Genomic DNA, 15,007 nt, shown 5'->3' with positions numbered 1-15,007 from the left:
AGATAGTAAGCCATTGACTTTTACTTCAGAAATCCGATTGCTATCAACTAATGTGCGATCCAATGGTTAGCGCTGTTGCTCGATCTGACGAATCCCAGCGAAATTGTTGTTGCCCTTTTCAATCACGGCCAGCAGCGGCTTAATCCAGAGCACAGCCTGGCAGTACGTTATTGAGCTGGTGGCAGCGGTACGATCATCGGCTGCGTCAGGTTCGTCGGTATCGGCGTGCATTGCGCTGGAACGTAAACGGTGCGCGTATTCGAGCAACCCACCAGCAATGTCATCAGGAACAGGCAGATCACAGGTTTTTTCACGGCGGAGAATCTCCCGGTATTCGATTACGGTTTCTTCGGTGCTGGTGTCGATCAGGGAGTTGAGCCTGTTGGCTTGTTCTGCGACCTGATTGAATCGATTGAAGTTGAATGCCTGGGTGGCTATCGCCTGCCTCTGCAAAGAGTTGTCGCTTCGCAGAACGTCGTTATCGCTCTGAAGGCTACTAGCGTTTGAGCAACTCTTAATGAGCGCGACCGAAAGACCAGCAATAACGACAACGCCGACTAGACCCGTAGTAATTTTCATTGGTCCAGCCCCCAGCACGCCAGCGCGCTTTCCTGATCGCGCCGCTCGACCTGCCCATAACAGCCATTCTTCTGGCCTTTAGTCAGGCGGCAATCACGTCCACCGTCTTTGATCCACCAGCGGATTGCTTCGCATGCACCTATGCGGTCGCCTGCATTGATGCGCCTGTAGAAGGTCGAAGGGAAGCATTTACCCGGACCAATGTTATATGGGCAGAAGGATGCGATACCTACCTTCTGCGGCTCTGTCAGAGGCACTTTGATATTGCGATCAACCCAGGCTAATGCCTTATCGCGTTCAATAGCGTTAACCTTGTGGCATTGTTCTTTTGTCGCTGTCATGCCTTTAACAACGCGCCTGCCATCGATGACAGTCACGCCGTGACATAAAGACCAGACCCCACCCGGATCAACAACGGCCACCAGCGCATTGCCTTCTTTCTCGCTTATGAACTGATCGAATAAAACTGGTGCTGACGCTCCAGCAGCAAGAAGCGCCAGCATAGCAGCACTAAGCTTCGCTCTGCTGACGGACATTTAACCTATCCTCTCGTTCTTTACGGCGGTAATACCAGTTAACGCCGCATGTGATAACAGTGCACGCTATACCGACTAGGATTGCCCAATCGCTCAGGGTCAGCCCTGCTATCTTGTCAGCCAAGATCCAAACCTCTGTTTTTGCTGTGTCGGCATATGCCTTTGAGGAGACACCGCAGCCGGTCAAAGCGGTTCCAGTGCCGTATGAAAGTCTGCTATAAATGGTGCTCATTCTGTTCATAACCTCACCTCCGATAATTCGGATGGCGTTAAATTTTTTGAAAGTTTAGGGTGCGCACAATACTCAAATGGAATATAAATTATCTTTATTAAAAAAGGCTCCTTGCAGGAACCTTTTATTAATGCAGTGACTATTTTGTTGGCTTGGGTCCTAAGGTGAATTTAGATTTAATCCCTTTTCGTAATCTTTTTACATCTGGGAAAATTTCAATCATTCTATCAGTGCATTTAACTAAGCTTTCAGTGCACATCATCATACTCATTATGATGTATCCAAAATCGAATTCATTATAACAGCCGGTACCTCTACCATTTGCTTCCATTTTATAGTACGACATAGGGAGTATGTGTGTATAATGAGACAGAAAATCGAACATGATTTTGAATGAGACGGGGTCCTTCCCAAGCTTAACAAGCAATTCGTCACGATTCGGTATAGTGATAGCTTTACCTGTCAAACATCTTTTCCTAGTCCCAGAATCAAGTGACATAAACACAGGGTTGTTATGGAGCCTATCAGAAATCACTTTTTGTTGTTCATGATAAAAACTTAAAGCTTCTGAATTGTCACTTGCAGTAAACATCTCAATTCTCTTAACGCAATCATTCATATGCATAACGTTAAGTTTTGCTGACCACTGCTCAGTCGACTCAGGCACCTCTGATAAATATAAGAATAACAACTCAGCCTCTAGTATTGCCCTCAAATGTGATGCTACTGAAGAAAAATTCCAAAAATCATAATCACGTTTTGCCCATCTAGATTTTGGAACATTAGATATCATTATTGAGGCATGAATACAAATTCGGGCGAATATATAAGTAGACTACCCTTGATAAGCTTCGGCCATTCTCACACCTACTCCCTGGCTTACAGCATTGGCTTCACATACAGCTTTGTCAAATTCCCTGAGATGAGAATAAAACTCATCCCATGTGAAACCACTGCGTTCAAGAGGATTGTCTGGATTTTCTGTTTTCATAAAACCTGTTTCCAATAACGAATGAGTAAGGGTCATTATACTCAATCTTTGTCGCCTTCAAATTACTCTAAACCCTCGCAGAGATTAAAAGTAAATGAAATGCCCGGATGGCAGCCTTATGATAGATATTTGATTTATTAAAACTGGTGAGATCGACGATATGACAGGGGTACTGGTGCAATGCACTTTCGCGAATACCCCTGTCGTATCGCCGGATAACAAAAAACCCCGGCAGGCGGGGTTTAAAGTTTTTTCAAATTGTCGCTTTACATCGCTGCCATCGTGGCGCAGCTCTGCCAAGCATGAATGGATTATCTGATTTTCTGGCCCGTTTTCAATAGGCACAAATTAAAAAAAGCACTTTTTGCTAAAAAGTGCTTTCTGTGTGTGCCTTTGTATTAAAGAGATTTATTGTTTCTCTTTTTCATTCTTAAGTTGTTTAAAATGAGAATACATCGCTGAATTAAAAAGAGAAACTGATTCTATCTGATCCCTTGGAATAACATGCCGGTACTGCTTAAGAGAGATCGGTTGTGACGTAAATGTTATACCGCACTCTTTATAGTGGTCGGCATAATTTACCTCTTCAATAAATGACAAGGTGTCCTTATCACGGTATCCGCTCAGGAACGGGACGATGACCACCGTATCGGTGTCATGCTCTTCCAGGCGCGCCTCATGAACCATGCCAATATAAACTTTTCGCGACTTGAGTGTAATGGAAACGAGCAGCTGTTGTTGGCTATCCAATGACTCAAGAAGAATTGCCTCAACAGGGCTACTTTTAGCAACTTCCTCGAAAATTTTTCGGCGCTGCGCTGGGTCTCTCAACTGTTTCTCGGCTTGCTTAGATTCACCCAAACTAAAAATTATGGTTGCAGCGACCAAAGCAACAAAAGGCATACCTACACCCGCAAAGTGGATCTCCCAGAGATCATACGCGAAGGTAAAATGATGCAAAGTTGGTTTGAAAAAATGAGGTATGTTGAAAATCAACATAAGTAGAAATACAACAATCCAAACTATCAGCAGGAAAAAAAATCCCATAATCAAGTAGATGGAGCCTTTCAAAGCTACCTGAAAGTAGGATTGCCAACCAGTAGATTTTTTGAAGAGAATCTTGGAGGGTATGTGGCTATTTATGTATAAATAGCCACATACTAAAATTACCACAACTAACGCTGCGCTCATGCCTATCCTTGATGTTTTTTCTTCGAAGACAGAGCATTTATATTATAATCAAAAGCATTTTGCACACTTTCGTTATGTGGATTGATTTTTAACGTACCGCTACGGTCAAAAAAGTATGCTTCGGTTGCACTATTTTCAGCCGGGTTTTCTTTGGTATCCCACCTATTGCTGACCAGGATATCCATAATACGGTCTGGAGTGGCCAGCGTCGCCATAAGGCGGTTAATCATTTTCATATGTCACTCCTCACCAGTCAAAGTCGGCGCTGCGCTCTTACCTGGTACTGAAAGCGTAAACAATACCACTGTATTTAGCAACAGCTATTAATGCTATATGAATAGGTATGATGTTGTATGAGCAACCTCTACAACATCAGATTCCTCACCTTAACAGCGCCCGCGCAGCCAGAAAAACCTTAGCCCTGAATATTTCCAGGCACCAGCGCACACGCTTTCTGGCCTCCGAATCGGTGAGCCACGGGGTCAGTCTCTGCAGTTCTCTGGTGATATCCGATATTTTTTTGCGGGTGGTGTAATACTGACGGCCAACCAGATAAACCGGATCCTTCAACTCGAACGCCTGCAGCACCACATCCTCAATAAATTTCGCGTCATCACTGCACATCGCTGCGTCAATGACACTCACCGGCGGCTCAGGCCAGAGTATCGAGCGCGCGCGCCTCATTGCCTGCTCACCACGGAATCCCTCTTCTCTCGCCTGGTTCAACGCCGCCGTAAATCGCTCAAGCGCTTTATCAGACCAGTTTTTTCCGCTTATCACGTTCCAGCACGAATGGCCACACGGTTTGGCCGGGTCTGTTCCGCCGCGGACAGATTCCCCCCATACAGTTAGCAGTGATTTAATCCACCCGGACTGGATATCAGTCAGGAGAATACTTTTCCCGAGCCAGCTCTTGCGTGGCGCCATTGCGGTTTTTCCCAGCCCTTCAAAATACTGGCGTTTCTGGCGTGGTGTCATTTCATGTCCTCGATAATTATCATTCCGGTTTCGCCCCATACTTTTGATGTCCGGGCGTCCCAAATGTGGGAATCATCCTCAAACAAGGCGTCCAACAGAGATTTTGTTAAGTTGTCCAGATCTGGCTTGTGCTGGTGTGGCTGGCCGTCCATAGCTGCGCGCTTCTTCTTGCTCCAGCTCGTCGGCATCGGCAAAACGAAAGTGATATGGGAACCGCTCTCCGGTACTTGAATTCCATGAAGGCGAGCTTCATCGCAAAACATGCGATAGCGCATCACCGGCGGGCGCTGTTTCCATTTATCGCGGCGAGTCATGCGGGGTTTTCCGACTGGGGTGATGATGTATTTAGGCATAGAACACTCCCAGCTCTAACTGGACCTGCTCCATCAGCTGCAACTCGGTACCGAAGTTTTTCTCCCATTGCTTACGGCCAGCATGAATCGCCACACCATAACCGCCGTTGCGATGATGCATATGGCCCAGGGGAATTGATTTTCGATGGTCAGCGCGCTGGCTTGTGCCCTGCCCGGTTCGGATATGGTGAATTTCCGCGGGCGTCTCGCCCAGGTTCTGGTTTCTGCACACGATGCAGCCCAGTGCGGCCACACGCGAAAGATGGAGGCTATCTGCTTTCTTCATGCTGGACCACCAGCATAAGCAGAAACACCGCGCATAGACTGGCGGTGTGAGTAATTCGAGGTAGTTTTTTGCGCCATCACTTTTCTCCGGTGATGGTGCGACAGGCGCTGGTTGTTCAGGCCAGCTTGATTATTATAAATCAGTTGTCAGGGTTGCGGAAGCGCTCAGCATGCTGCAGGAGAGATTCGCGGGTAATCAGTATTGCTTCGAGCGGGATAGGTATCACGATAAAAGAACCATCGTCATTGGTCACTACCTCATAACGTCCAGCGGGGCGAACGGCAGCTATTAATTCTTGCTCATTCATAACGCAAAATCCTATTCAATTCAGTCATCCCCGAAACGCCGGGGTCAGCCCTTTTCTCCCTGCGCACTGAACGTTACTGAAGCAGCCCTTCTCGCGAACGCTTAATAGGTTAGATAGACCAATTAGCCGTAATTGGTCTGTGTAACCGATCTGCTTTCAAGACACAGGAATCAGATCCAGCCCTCTAAATCACAGGCCGATTGTCAATATCTGTTACACGATTCAGGAGGTGCGTTACCACGCCCATTACGGTTGCATCGTCCAGCGCATCGCCCTCGATAGCCTCTCCATCCTGAGTGATCAGCGCTTTCCCCTGGATTTTTGCGAAATCCAGACTGCCGCAGAACGATATCAGCACGGTATCACCCACTTCTGGCGTTCTCGCGACGTTTATGACCGCGTACCCGGCTGATGTTTCGAAGGTTCGGCAGTTGCCGTCATAGCCGTAAAGGCTGGTAAAAGTGAGTGTCTGTTCTGCGTAGTCTACTGCTGGTGATGGAAAACCCATGATAACCACCCCTGATAATTAACTGTATATTTATACAGTAACACCAAAAAAACGAGGGTCAAGATTTGGGGTGAAAAAAACCCGCCGGAGCGGGTAAGTGCTTAATCAATAATCAATTCTTCTCATGATCAGCACCACCAGCAGGATCAAAACCACTAGCCATACTGCCCCTGATAACAGCTCCATCAGATACACTGTTTCGCCTCCTGCAGAGGCGCTGCAGGCTCCTTCACGAAAATGATCCAGTGGGTTTTGTCGTTCTTCCCGGTACGCTGACCGATCGCAGGTTTCTCGTCAGTAAGCTCCAAAATCTGGCTCACCGGGATCTGAGTTTCATTCCATTTGAAAATAAGCACACCATGTGGCCGCAAAACTCGGAATGCCTCTTTGAACCCAGCACGCAGGTCAGAACGCCATGTTTTTTTGTTCAATCGACCATATTTTTTACCCATCCATGCCGTTTGGCCGACACGCTCAAGGTGTGGGGGATCAAACACAACAACCGGAAACGACGCATCAGCGAACGGCAGCGCGCGGAAGTCTGCAATCAAATCAGGACGGATAATGAGGCGGCGGCCGTCGCATAATTCGTGCTCTTCGCTGCGAATATCGGCGAAGAGCGTGCGCGTATCGCGTTTGTTGAACCAGAACATGCGGGAACCACAGCACATATCGAGGATTGTTTGCTCAGACATATCACTCTCCCCTGCAGATGCGGATGCCAGCAGAGGCTAGGGACGACAATACGTCATCGCGTGAATACCATTCTCCGTTTGGCGCAGGCAATGGTTGCATTTCAATTTCATAGCGCTCAGGCAATTTCACTTCTCGCGCCTCCAGCTCTGCAATCCTCAGCTCAGCCGCTTTCCGTTTCCTGAACTGAGCTTTACGGCTGGCCCTCAGGTTGCGCTTCGCCAGTTCTGCCATGTGGAGCTGATGCTCTGCGTTAGCCAGCTGTTGACGTACTCCGTCGTTTTCCAGCTCAGCAATCCGCTTCTCTGCTGCGTCCAGGTCTGAACCAAGTTTTTGCGCCATCTGAAACCAGTTAGCACGTTGCTCTTCTTTGCGCTCCAGCTCATCCATCAGCGTCAGCACGCGATTCGCCAGCCAGCATTTCTCTTCGTCGCCGTAAGGATTGTCAGCAATCTCTCTCAGGCGATCGGTGCTGATATCACCGCCATCAGCACGGAAAGGTTTAACTGTCATTGGGCGGACTCCTCAAACAAAACTTCACCATCAATGCCGCCGACCTGATAAAGCACTGAACCATCTTCACGGTATTCCATCGGCGCTGCGCTCCATCCCTCCCCGTCCAGTTCGTCATCATCACCGACCAGAACAAAACCGCCTGCATCTACACGGGCTGGGTACGTTTCCCCCTCAGTCCACCAACCCTCGGTATCTTTTGTGCATTTGAGAAGTAATAATTTGCTCACTTTGCCTCCACTAACTCTTTCCATTTTTCTTGAAGCAGCAGCCGGGCCGCTTCCTCTCCTTCAGGCGGGAACGAAAATCCCGCGCGGACTCCAGGGCAGCCGTTAGAACAGCGGACCTCTGCCGAACCCCAGTTCATTCCCCTGCTGCGAACTTTCAGTGAAGGAGCCATGCCGCATTCAGGGCATTTCGGTAAATCAGTCATTCCCCAGCCCCTCCAGCAGATGCTTATGGCGGCGCAGCTCGCGAACGGCCCCCTGCAGACGCTGCAGGTTTGCCAGCTTCGCTTTCGTGCGGCGGATTTCGGTTGAGATATAACGCGATGACGGAATAATCAGATCATCCGGACGGCTGGCGAAAGCCGGCATATCGCCAATAATGTCTTCCAGCGTTTTGCTCTCCAGATCCGGTGCGGGTGCGCCCTTGGCTTCCGCTGCTGCGGGCCCCTGCTGCTCTGGCTGTATTGCCGGTTCACCCGCCAGGCTCCAGGTGATGTTTTTACCGTCCACATGGCGCAGAACCAGACCGTCCTTGCACATTGCACCAAGCGATGCATTCAGGGCTCGCGAACCCTTGCCCAGCTTTTCAGCGACCTGATTTGCGCTCATAGCTCCCTGGCCCTGCATTGCTGCCAATACCCTCTCCACCAGCGGCGATGGCTGCTTGGGTCTGATACGCTTCGGCTTATGCTCCTTCGCGGTACCGACCGACCATGATCCATCGAAGAAATCGCACAACCCCTCTTCCTTCTGCTCGCGAAGCATTTTCAGTGCCTCTACGGGCTCGATATCCAGGCGGGCTGCTACATCGAGGTAGGTTGCTTTACCCATTGCTTTCAGTGCGTCGATTACGGATTCCATAATTTTCTCCTCAAAATTCACTTAACAGGTCTCAGGTGGCTAACGTTTCCGCGATAGCTCTCCCAGTCAAAATTCACCCAAATGCCGTTATCCATGCGCAGGCGATCGATGACCCTTTCCCCCAGGGTCTCTACCAGCGCGTCGTAATTCAGGTTGGTCAGAACGCCAACGGGGCGCATAGCGGCCAGCCGGCGATCGATAATCTGGTTCAACAAAACTTTCTCGCCGCGGCTGTCGCGCTGAATGCCTACTTCGTCGAGCACCAGCAAATCCACTTTGCAGAGGTCATCCAGCAGCGCGGCTTCAGAACGTCCTTCGTCATAACAAGCCCTGGCTCGCAGGGTCAGGTCCGGCACGGTCACAATCAGAACCGTTCGCCCCTGTTTCAGCAGATAATTCCCGATCGCCGCTGAGAGGTGGTTTTTCCCCGTGCCAGGCTTTCCAGTGAAAACGAAGCTCGCAAAGCCGGTTCCAAAATTTTGCGCATAGCTCTTTGCCATACTCAGGGCATGGCGCTGGCCGTCGCCGTTCACCGTGTAATTCGCGAAGCTGCAACTGCGGTGCAGGTTCTGGATCCCGGATCGCCCGAAAATTTTCTCTGCACGTGCCTGCTGGTTGAGTTTGTCCACCTCATCGGCACGTTTTAGACCTTCCTCGCGCTGCCACGCCATCAGCTCAGCAGCGTTCTTGAATTTGGGTTCTACGCCTGCCGGAATGACGCGGCGAAGGCGATCGAGAATGGAACCTGCGTTTTGCATGCTTACCCCCTGAATCCTGGCGGAACGGTGCTGTCAGGACGGGAGATCCGATTGATATCCCGGCCACCAGCCTGATTCTGAGCCGCCCCTGCCGATGGCAGCCGTAGAATTAAGTCATCCCATTTTTCGCGCAGTTTTGACGGTGACATCACGTTTCGGCACCAGAACGGATCACGCTGTACACGCGAAAACATTTCGCAAATTTGCTTATGTGTTCTGCCATCAATGGCACACATCAGCCGGATTTCGTTGGACCATGCAGCCCAGTTAGGCTCTTTGGGGCGCACTAGTTCCCCGTCTGTCTCAGCGGCTTTTTCATAAAGCTTGACGATGCGGTTCCACATCCACTGAGCGCAGGTCAGATCTTCCTTGCTTCCCCACTGCCGTTTTCCTGCATGGGCAACCACGGCCTCTGGATGACGATTTAAAAACGCATCTTTGGTCAGCTGTTCGTCCGACAGCGAAGCGTCCGGACAAGAATTATTTTCTGGTTCTTTGACTGGTTCAGAAGAGTGACTGATTCTGGGTGAATCTCCTTCACTATCCCCTGGTGAATGTGGCGCACCATCTGGTGAATCTCCTGCACCAGCCCCTGGTGAATTTGCTTCACCACCCTGGTGAATCTCCTGCACTACCCTTGCGCTGGTATTTGCACCACTCAGGGTTAGTCGGTAGAAATTACTGCCGTTACCTTTTGGGCCCGATCTGGTCTCTTTACGCATCAACCCAGACTCGCAAAGCGCGGCAACGTGATTCATGACTGAACGACGGCTGATCTCACACTGATCAGCAATATGCTGATAGCTCGGCCAGCACTCGCCCTGGTCACTTGCGTTATCGGCCAGCTTAAGCAGGACCAGCTTACGAAGCGGGTTGCCTACCTTGACCTTCATCGCCTGAACCATCAGTTCCATGCTCATAGAACACCTCGATACAACTGAACTAGGCTGCGTTCGAACAAGTCGAAACCAGCTTCACTTTGACGCCAACCAGCTGCGCCAGCGCGTCGATCGCTTCCAGAGTCTCGCGCCGGATTACCGGTTGCGGTTTGCCGGTGAAGACTGCATTGGTGGCTTCGATGCACTCTTTGTTAACTCTGGCCGCCCGGTAGTGCATGCAGTCCTTCTGCGCCAGCTCGTTATCGATGGCGGTACGGATGGCATAGCTCAGCGCTTCCGCCTGTTTCAGGTAGTTCGGCGTATCGTTGCGGAACGCACGCTGAATAATCTGCTTGTTGTTGTGCAGCCGCCGCGCGTACTCATCCGGATCCGAAACGTCATCCAGTGACTGGAGCAGATCACCAAAGTGATGCGGGGTTATCAGCTGCGTCACCGTCTTCCAGCCCCTTTCCTGTGCCCAGGACTCCAGTTCACATGCCAGTTTTTTGATTTCCATCAGTCAGACTCCTTTTGCTCATGGGTGGTAGCCTGCACAGGCAGCGCATCAGAAGGGTTTGGGTAAAGGGCTGGATCAAGCTGGTGTGGTGTCACAGCAAATCCAACAGCCCGACAAAATGGCAAGATTCTACGAGGCGGAAACTTGCCTGATGTGACCCATAAACTAACGTTTTGCTGACTCGTCTCTAATTGACGAGCGATTTCTGCCTGATTGGTAATGCCAAATAACTTGTTTTTTGTTTGTGGTTGCATAAAAACCTCCGTCACACACTCACAAAATACAAAATGAATTTGTAATTGACAAGTTTTATTTTGTATGACGACAACAAGCTTTGCTTGTAAACTAGAGGCATGAAAGAGAAACCCGAAACTGCTCAATACGAGACATCAGCCAAAAGGATCAAACAGGTCCTGTATGAACTTGGCTGGAACCAAAGCCAATTGGCTAAAGAGATTGGCGTTTCAGCCCAGGCGGTTCAGCTTTGGGCAAAGGGCGCATCAAGGCCAAACGGACCTAATCTGACACGGTTATCTGAAGCAACAGGTAAGCCGGAAGCTTGGTTTTTTTCTGAGGAAGAACTGCCGCAGGAAAGCGTAAGACTTATGGATCCAGTCCTAGGAGCCAGCGCCGGAACTGAACTTTTGCCACTGACTGAAGAAGAGATTAGGTTGATTACGGTATATCGACAGTTCCCAAGCGTTGAAGCAAAAAACATGCTTCTCGCCTTCGAAATGCGTTACAAGCAGCTCTATGAATTCTTCATAAAGTACGCCAGTCAACCCAAAAAATAACCACACCTATCCCATATAGCCCGGCCATTGGTCGGGCTTTGTTGTTTCCAATCTCCTCCAAAAAACTTTAATACGATATTTTTCAATAACATCCTTTACATTTCCCATTTTCAGCATCTTTTTTATTTGTAATTATCAAATTGAACTTGTAGCCTTACAAGCATCGAAGCACAACAGGTGCGACAGGTAAACGTTCCGCCTACCCGGCGATAAGGGTAAACAGAGCGAACAGGCAGGATGCCCACGAAGTAACCGCCCGGGACAGATGAAGACCGGGATGATTCGGCAGTGTGAAGTGGAGAACGCAATGGATAAGAAATTAGAAGCGCTTTTCGAAAAGATTGCGCGTCTGGAGCTGGCAGCCAAACGAGGGTTGCAGTTCAACGAAGAGATTAAGCCCCATTTAACACAAGGCAAGGTGATCTCCGTTGAATACTGCAACACGACGTTAAAGCACTGTGCTCTTTTTCGGCAGTGGATTAACGAGTGCCTCGGATCATGAGAATTGATTGCTGTTCAGACATGCCGTAGCCCTGAACAAATACTTCAATTTCTTCTTCCTCAGTCTCGTTCGTGAAGGTTTCACCACCGAGACTGTGGAGCTCACCGGATATGACGTGTCCCTTCTCAACGTCATACCCACCGAGCAGCTCAGCAACTGTGAATTCTCCGATTTGGTCACGGATAACGATGTAACCAATGCGGTGCTCATGATGTACGACGACTCCGCGCATGAAAGTTTCCTTCTGGCTGTGTGAGAGCAACCAGAATACCACCGAGCCTGAAGTGATGAAAAGACAGGCGCACACATGGAAGCACATTCCACCCTTTCACTAATGGGGATTGGTTTGTTAGTTGGCGGAGTGCGCTTCCAGTTGTGGGCAATCGAAAATTGTAGATGGCTGTTAATAACCTTCATAGGGGATTCATTATGACTGACTTTAATCGTCAACCATCACGGCAACAGGCAGTCCGCCTTAACTGGTTTGAAATAAAACTTCGACAACTTTGTTATTTGCTGGCTCAAAAAGGCAACCCTGAACTCTGAATATTAATAGCGTCGATAAAAACGCATTAAGCTGACTACCATTTAATTATATGTGGTTAAAAATCGATGCCTTAAACGGCAGGGATTTCCACATCTTAAATTAAGGATCATAAAATGGAAGCAACTCTTCCTACCGTAGGAATGAAATTGACAATCGTAAATAAAGAACTTGCAACCTTTAATTTTAACGGAGCCATTTCTGGCGTTGTTCATTTGCCATCCTCCGGCCCTGTTACCGTTGTGATTGATGGTGGCTACGTACTCGGGGAGTTCGATTGCCCTGCCTGCGCTGTTAAACACGTTAGTTTGCTGTCTGTGAAATTCGCAGAAGCGCAGAACTCCTGTGGTTTGTCCTATTACGACCATAAGCGCCAACAACTTAATTGATATGGATGACATCATTTGTCATTGCGCTGTTTGCTGCCACGAATATAAAAAATCGAAAATGCACGAAAGGAAAACAGACATATATCCCTTTAAGCGCACGATTTATTTATGCGAGCAATGCAATGAAAAAAGAGAGAAGCGTGACGCTTTAAGAAAGGTAAAGCGCGGCATCCGCAAGCCAATTCATTCAACATCATTTTTCAAATATTAAACGAGGTTATTATGTCTGTTGAGTCAAAAGTATTTGGTGGTGCTTACTTCCCAAAAGATAAAGCATTAAAAAAACACCCCGATTTAAAACCGCTTGCCACAGCAGTTAATGCGGCAACAAAAGCCATCGCTGAAGCCGTCATTTTCGGCAAACTGGCGGCTGAACATCCTGAACATATTGATGATTATTTTAAGGTGAAAATCTGGGAGCACCATGAAGATCTGCCCCGCCCTGAGCTTGATGTGTTTAGCTCTGATTTCTTTGGTGAGCACGTTGTCTGGAATACCAACCGAGGTGAACCAGCTGCTGCGCCGCAACCAGAAACCGATAATAACGAAACCGGACGCACTGCGGCGGGTATGAAGATTGTCCGCAACCTTGATCAGGACTCCCGCGCAGCATGCCTCTCCCTGTTCGGCGCAGTGGAGGAAATCACTGATTCGCAATACGGTCAGGTTGTAGATTTAAATAACGATGACGATGGCTGCTTCCAGCGAGAACTGGCCCAGGCTTTTGTGAAGGAGCCTCGCGTGTTTGCCCTGAGCGGCGAGCGGCAGGAAGAATTACTGGCGTGGGTTCGCAAAACCATGAAGGTCTCAACGCAGTGGCCTGATATAAAAAAAGGGATCACTAAATGGATCGACACTCCGGCAGCAAAGCGGGAGCCTGTTGCCACCGACATCAAACCTGACACAGAAGCCAGCCTGGGCGGTAATACCCCTACCGATCGCAGCCCTGACCTGGTGCATAATCTCGCAACTCTCCGTCTGGAAACCGCACTGGGCATTCTCTCGGCCGCTATGGATTTCGATATCTATGCCATTCCATCCGAAATTGTGCGCCGCGCCAAAGAGATGGAAAGCGAGGGAAGAGATCCGCGCTTTTCTGCCTGGTGGAATAAATTACGTGGCACTCCAGGCATCCTGGACTTCTCTCGCGCCGCCATTATCGCGCTGATTAAAACTGCTCCGGAAGACCTTTACCTGAGACCAGTTGATCTGCGTGCCTATATCAACCGCAACCTGGTCGAATCTAATCATGCTAAACCAGATCAGAAAACAATTGATATCGCATGCGGCAACATCAAGCAGGAGACTCAAAATGATGAAACCAAACCGTCTTTACCGGGCGAAACTCTGCCACCAGCAGTTTGCCCTGGCAAAGCTGCGCAACTCGACAAAGAACTCAACGAGGCATTCGCTCAGGACCCCACACCTGAAAAGCAGGCTGGTGATCAGCCGCGGGTGGAGAATCTGGGCGGTGGAGTCTTCTCAGTTGATACTCTGATAAACGCCACCTCCTCAAATGAAGTCGAAAAACAGGAAGTGCCTCCCGCGCTAAATGCTCGCGAGATTGAAATAGCCCATGCATTAAACGAGCTGATGTCCGGGCGCACAAACATCGGTGACCAGGACGATATCGAAAATCTCACCGCCACCACAGGTAAAGACATCGAGCATATTTTCCCGTTACTGATTGCAGATATCACCACAACCGAATTCTCTCTGTCGCCTTATTTCAGTGATGAAGAAGTACAAGACGTTGCTACTACGATTCTTGAACAGTGGTCTGACGATATCAGCGTTCGTCAGAAAATAGCGCTTGATGCGATTGTGGAATACCGCCGCCCTGAGTTGCCAAAACATGTCGTGCTCGATCCACCGACCGTTACTGCAAAGCCGACAATCGAGTCCGAACCAACACCTGAAACATACTCGCCGCTTTCGTCTGTTACCTACCTGCAACAGCTGACAATTGCAGCGCTGCAGGGCTTATGTTCCAACCCGGCTTATTGCAATCAGTATGAAGAATTACCGGTTATGGCCGCCGGGCTTGCCCACAGCGTGATCAACCATCAGGAAGGATCCTGTGCGTCTGATTAACCGTAGCAAGGGAGACAGCATCGGCGGGCCAGCATGCGCCGCCGCGCTCAAATGCCATTTTGAGAAATATGGCGCGCATGGTCGCAGCGACAAGCAGACTTTTTACACCATCAAGTTCCAAGGGAGAAAAATTACGGTTGAGGTTGTTAACCGCCCCCGTAGTTACGTGGCCACGGCAATGACCGGTGCCAGGCATCTCCGGTGCCTCCCTGGCCTTGGCCGGTGATTTTTGACAATCAATATACTATCTGCCGCTGCGGTATCGTGGCGGCGTCA

General features: G+C 49.3%; 27 protein-coding genes. 5 read left to right on the top strand and 22 right to left on the bottom strand.

Annotated elements, in window-relative coordinates:
- Positions 1-66 precede the first annotated feature (66 nt).
- From ACTJJI_RS04765 to ACTJJI_RS04665, 21 genes are all read right to left on the bottom strand, one after another.
- Positions 67-579, bottom strand: coding sequence for a hypothetical protein (locus ACTJJI_RS04765; RefSeq protein ID WP_440653233.1), 513 nt, complete (start codon positions 577-579; stop codon positions 67-69).
- Entirely contained in the window at positions 576-1,115 is a 540-nt protein-coding gene (locus ACTJJI_RS04760; protein WP_440653231.1) for a lysozyme, read from the bottom strand. The genes ACTJJI_RS04765 and ACTJJI_RS04760 overlap by 4 nt, the downstream gene beginning before the upstream one ends.
- A complete protein-coding gene (locus ACTJJI_RS04755) occupies positions 1,090-1,356 on the bottom strand; it encodes a phage holin (RefSeq protein ID WP_440653229.1) in 267 nt (88 codons plus the stop codon). The genes ACTJJI_RS04760 and ACTJJI_RS04755 overlap by 26 nt, the downstream gene beginning before the upstream one ends.
- Positions 1,357-1,486: 130 nt before the next feature.
- Positions 1,487-2,140, bottom strand: coding sequence for a hypothetical protein (locus ACTJJI_RS04750; protein WP_440653227.1), 654 nt, complete (start codon positions 2,138-2,140; stop codon positions 1,487-1,489).
- A 42-nt stretch (positions 2,141-2,182) separates the two neighbouring features.
- Positions 2,183-2,374, bottom strand: a complete 192-nt coding sequence (locus ACTJJI_RS04745) for a hypothetical protein (RefSeq protein ID WP_440653225.1) — start codon at positions 2,372-2,374, stop codon at positions 2,183-2,185.
- Positions 2,375-2,746: 372 nt separating this feature from the next.
- The gene (locus tag ACTJJI_RS04740; RefSeq protein ID WP_440653223.1) at positions 2,747-3,529 is read right to left on the bottom strand and encodes a hypothetical protein; all 783 of its coding nucleotides are present in this window, start codon (positions 3,527-3,529) and stop codon (positions 2,747-2,749) included.
- A 2-nt stretch (positions 3,530-3,531) separates the two neighbouring features.
- Entirely contained in the window at positions 3,532-3,765 is a 234-nt protein-coding gene (locus ACTJJI_RS04735; RefSeq protein WP_232938547.1) for a hypothetical protein, read from the bottom strand.
- A gap of 145 nt (positions 3,766-3,910) precedes the next feature.
- Positions 3,911-4,507, bottom strand: coding sequence for a hypothetical protein (locus tag ACTJJI_RS04730; protein ID WP_440653221.1), 597 nt, complete (start codon positions 4,505-4,507; stop codon positions 3,911-3,913).
- Positions 4,504-4,860, bottom strand: a complete 357-nt coding sequence (locus ACTJJI_RS04725) for a RusA family crossover junction endodeoxyribonuclease (protein ID WP_440653219.1) — start codon at positions 4,858-4,860, stop codon at positions 4,504-4,506. The genes ACTJJI_RS04730 and ACTJJI_RS04725 overlap by 4 nt, the downstream gene beginning before the upstream one ends.
- Positions 4,853-5,146 (bottom strand): Ref family recombination enhancement nuclease, encoded by a 294-nt coding sequence (locus tag ACTJJI_RS04720; protein WP_440653217.1) that lies wholly within the window; start codon positions 5,144-5,146, stop codon positions 4,853-4,855. The genes ACTJJI_RS04725 and ACTJJI_RS04720 overlap by 8 nt, the downstream gene beginning before the upstream one ends.
- A gap of 139 nt (positions 5,147-5,285) precedes the next feature.
- Positions 5,286-5,453, bottom strand: coding sequence for a hypothetical protein (locus tag ACTJJI_RS04715; RefSeq protein ID WP_164879454.1), 168 nt, complete (start codon positions 5,451-5,453; stop codon positions 5,286-5,288).
- A gap of 184 nt (positions 5,454-5,637) precedes the next feature.
- Positions 5,638-5,961, bottom strand: a complete 324-nt coding sequence (locus tag ACTJJI_RS04710) for a hypothetical protein (RefSeq protein WP_440653215.1) — start codon at positions 5,959-5,961, stop codon at positions 5,638-5,640.
- A gap of 185 nt (positions 5,962-6,146) precedes the next feature.
- Complete coding sequence (locus tag ACTJJI_RS04705) at positions 6,147-6,656, bottom strand: class I SAM-dependent methyltransferase (RefSeq protein ID WP_440653213.1); 510 nt, start codon at positions 6,654-6,656, stop codon at positions 6,147-6,149.
- 1 nt (position 6,657) lies between these two features.
- Positions 6,658-7,167 carry a hypothetical protein gene (locus tag ACTJJI_RS04700; RefSeq protein ID WP_440653211.1) on the bottom strand — a complete coding sequence of 170 codons (510 nt, stop codon included), beginning with the start codon at positions 7,165-7,167 and terminating at the stop codon, positions 6,658-6,660.
- Positions 7,164-7,397 carry a hypothetical protein gene (locus tag ACTJJI_RS04695; RefSeq protein WP_440653209.1) on the bottom strand — a complete coding sequence of 78 codons (234 nt, stop codon included), beginning with the start codon at positions 7,395-7,397 and terminating at the stop codon, positions 7,164-7,166. The genes ACTJJI_RS04700 and ACTJJI_RS04695 overlap by 4 nt, the downstream gene beginning before the upstream one ends.
- Positions 7,394-7,600: a hypothetical protein gene (locus ACTJJI_RS04690; RefSeq protein ID WP_440653208.1), complete on the bottom strand. Its 207-nt coding sequence runs from the start codon at positions 7,598-7,600 to the stop codon at positions 7,394-7,396. Before ACTJJI_RS04690 ends, ACTJJI_RS04695 begins: the two co-directional genes overlap by 4 nt.
- Positions 7,593-8,255: a DUF1627 domain-containing protein gene (locus ACTJJI_RS04685; RefSeq protein WP_440653206.1), complete on the bottom strand. Its 663-nt coding sequence runs from the start codon at positions 8,253-8,255 to the stop codon at positions 7,593-7,595. Before ACTJJI_RS04685 ends, ACTJJI_RS04690 begins: the two co-directional genes overlap by 8 nt.
- Before the next feature lie 17 nt (positions 8,256-8,272).
- Positions 8,273-9,013, bottom strand: a complete 741-nt coding sequence (locus ACTJJI_RS04680; protein WP_440653204.1) for an ATP-binding protein — start codon at positions 9,011-9,013, stop codon at positions 8,273-8,275.
- A 2-nt stretch (positions 9,014-9,015) separates the two neighbouring features.
- The gene (locus ACTJJI_RS04675) at positions 9,016-9,933 is read right to left on the bottom strand and encodes a helix-turn-helix domain-containing protein (RefSeq protein ID WP_248229676.1); all 918 of its coding nucleotides are present in this window, start codon (positions 9,931-9,933) and stop codon (positions 9,016-9,018) included.
- 22 nt (positions 9,934-9,955) lie between these two features.
- On the bottom strand, positions 9,956-10,408 hold the full coding sequence (locus ACTJJI_RS04670; protein ID WP_440653202.1) for a toxin YdaT family protein: 453 nt from the start codon (positions 10,406-10,408) through the stop codon (positions 9,956-9,958).
- Positions 10,408-10,662, bottom strand: a complete 255-nt coding sequence (locus tag ACTJJI_RS04665) for a YdaS family helix-turn-helix protein (protein ID WP_440653200.1) — start codon at positions 10,660-10,662, stop codon at positions 10,408-10,410. The genes ACTJJI_RS04670 and ACTJJI_RS04665 overlap by 1 nt, the downstream gene beginning before the upstream one ends.
- A gap of 99 nt (positions 10,663-10,761) precedes the next feature.
- Here ACTJJI_RS04665 and ACTJJI_RS04660 point away from each other — a divergent pair, with 99 nt between their 5' ends.
- Together ACTJJI_RS04660 and ACTJJI_RS04655 are read left to right on the top strand one after the other, a co-directional pair.
- Complete coding sequence (locus ACTJJI_RS04660; protein WP_440653198.1) at positions 10,762-11,202, top strand: helix-turn-helix domain-containing protein; 441 nt, start codon at positions 10,762-10,764, stop codon at positions 11,200-11,202.
- A 307-nt stretch (positions 11,203-11,509) separates the two neighbouring features.
- The gene (locus ACTJJI_RS04655) at positions 11,510-11,704 is read left to right on the top strand and encodes a hypothetical protein (RefSeq protein WP_440653196.1); all 195 of its coding nucleotides are present in this window, start codon (positions 11,510-11,512) and stop codon (positions 11,702-11,704) included.
- Here ACTJJI_RS04655 and ACTJJI_RS04650 read toward each other — a convergent pair.
- Positions 11,682-11,936 (bottom strand): hypothetical protein, encoded by a 255-nt coding sequence (locus ACTJJI_RS04650; RefSeq protein ID WP_020884641.1) that lies wholly within the window; start codon positions 11,934-11,936, stop codon positions 11,682-11,684. The genes ACTJJI_RS04655 and ACTJJI_RS04650 overlap by 23 nt on opposite strands.
- Before the next feature lie 428 nt (positions 11,937-12,364).
- Between ACTJJI_RS04650 and ACTJJI_RS04645 the strand changes: the two genes are divergently transcribed.
- From ACTJJI_RS04645 to ACTJJI_RS04635, 3 genes are all read left to right on the top strand, one after another.
- Positions 12,365-12,637, top strand: coding sequence for a hypothetical protein (locus ACTJJI_RS04645; RefSeq protein WP_440653194.1), 273 nt, complete (start codon positions 12,365-12,367; stop codon positions 12,635-12,637).
- A 222-nt stretch (positions 12,638-12,859) separates the two neighbouring features.
- Positions 12,860-14,731, top strand: a complete 1,872-nt coding sequence (locus ACTJJI_RS04640; protein WP_440653192.1) for an exodeoxyribonuclease VIII — start codon at positions 12,860-12,862, stop codon at positions 14,729-14,731.
- Positions 14,718-14,957, top strand: coding sequence for a DUF4060 family protein (locus ACTJJI_RS04635; RefSeq protein WP_010429806.1), 240 nt, complete (start codon positions 14,718-14,720; stop codon positions 14,955-14,957). Before ACTJJI_RS04640 ends, ACTJJI_RS04635 begins: the two co-directional genes overlap by 14 nt.
- The last annotated feature ends 50 nt before the right edge of the window (positions 14,958-15,007 follow it).

The organism is Enterobacter sp. 22466 (assembly GCF_052044775.1).
Taxonomy (GTDB): domain Bacteria; phylum Pseudomonadota; class Gammaproteobacteria; order Enterobacterales; family Enterobacteriaceae; genus Enterobacter; species Enterobacter dissolvens.
Note: the sequence above shows the minus strand (reverse complement) of the source record. Positions and strands in the feature narration are given on the sequence as shown.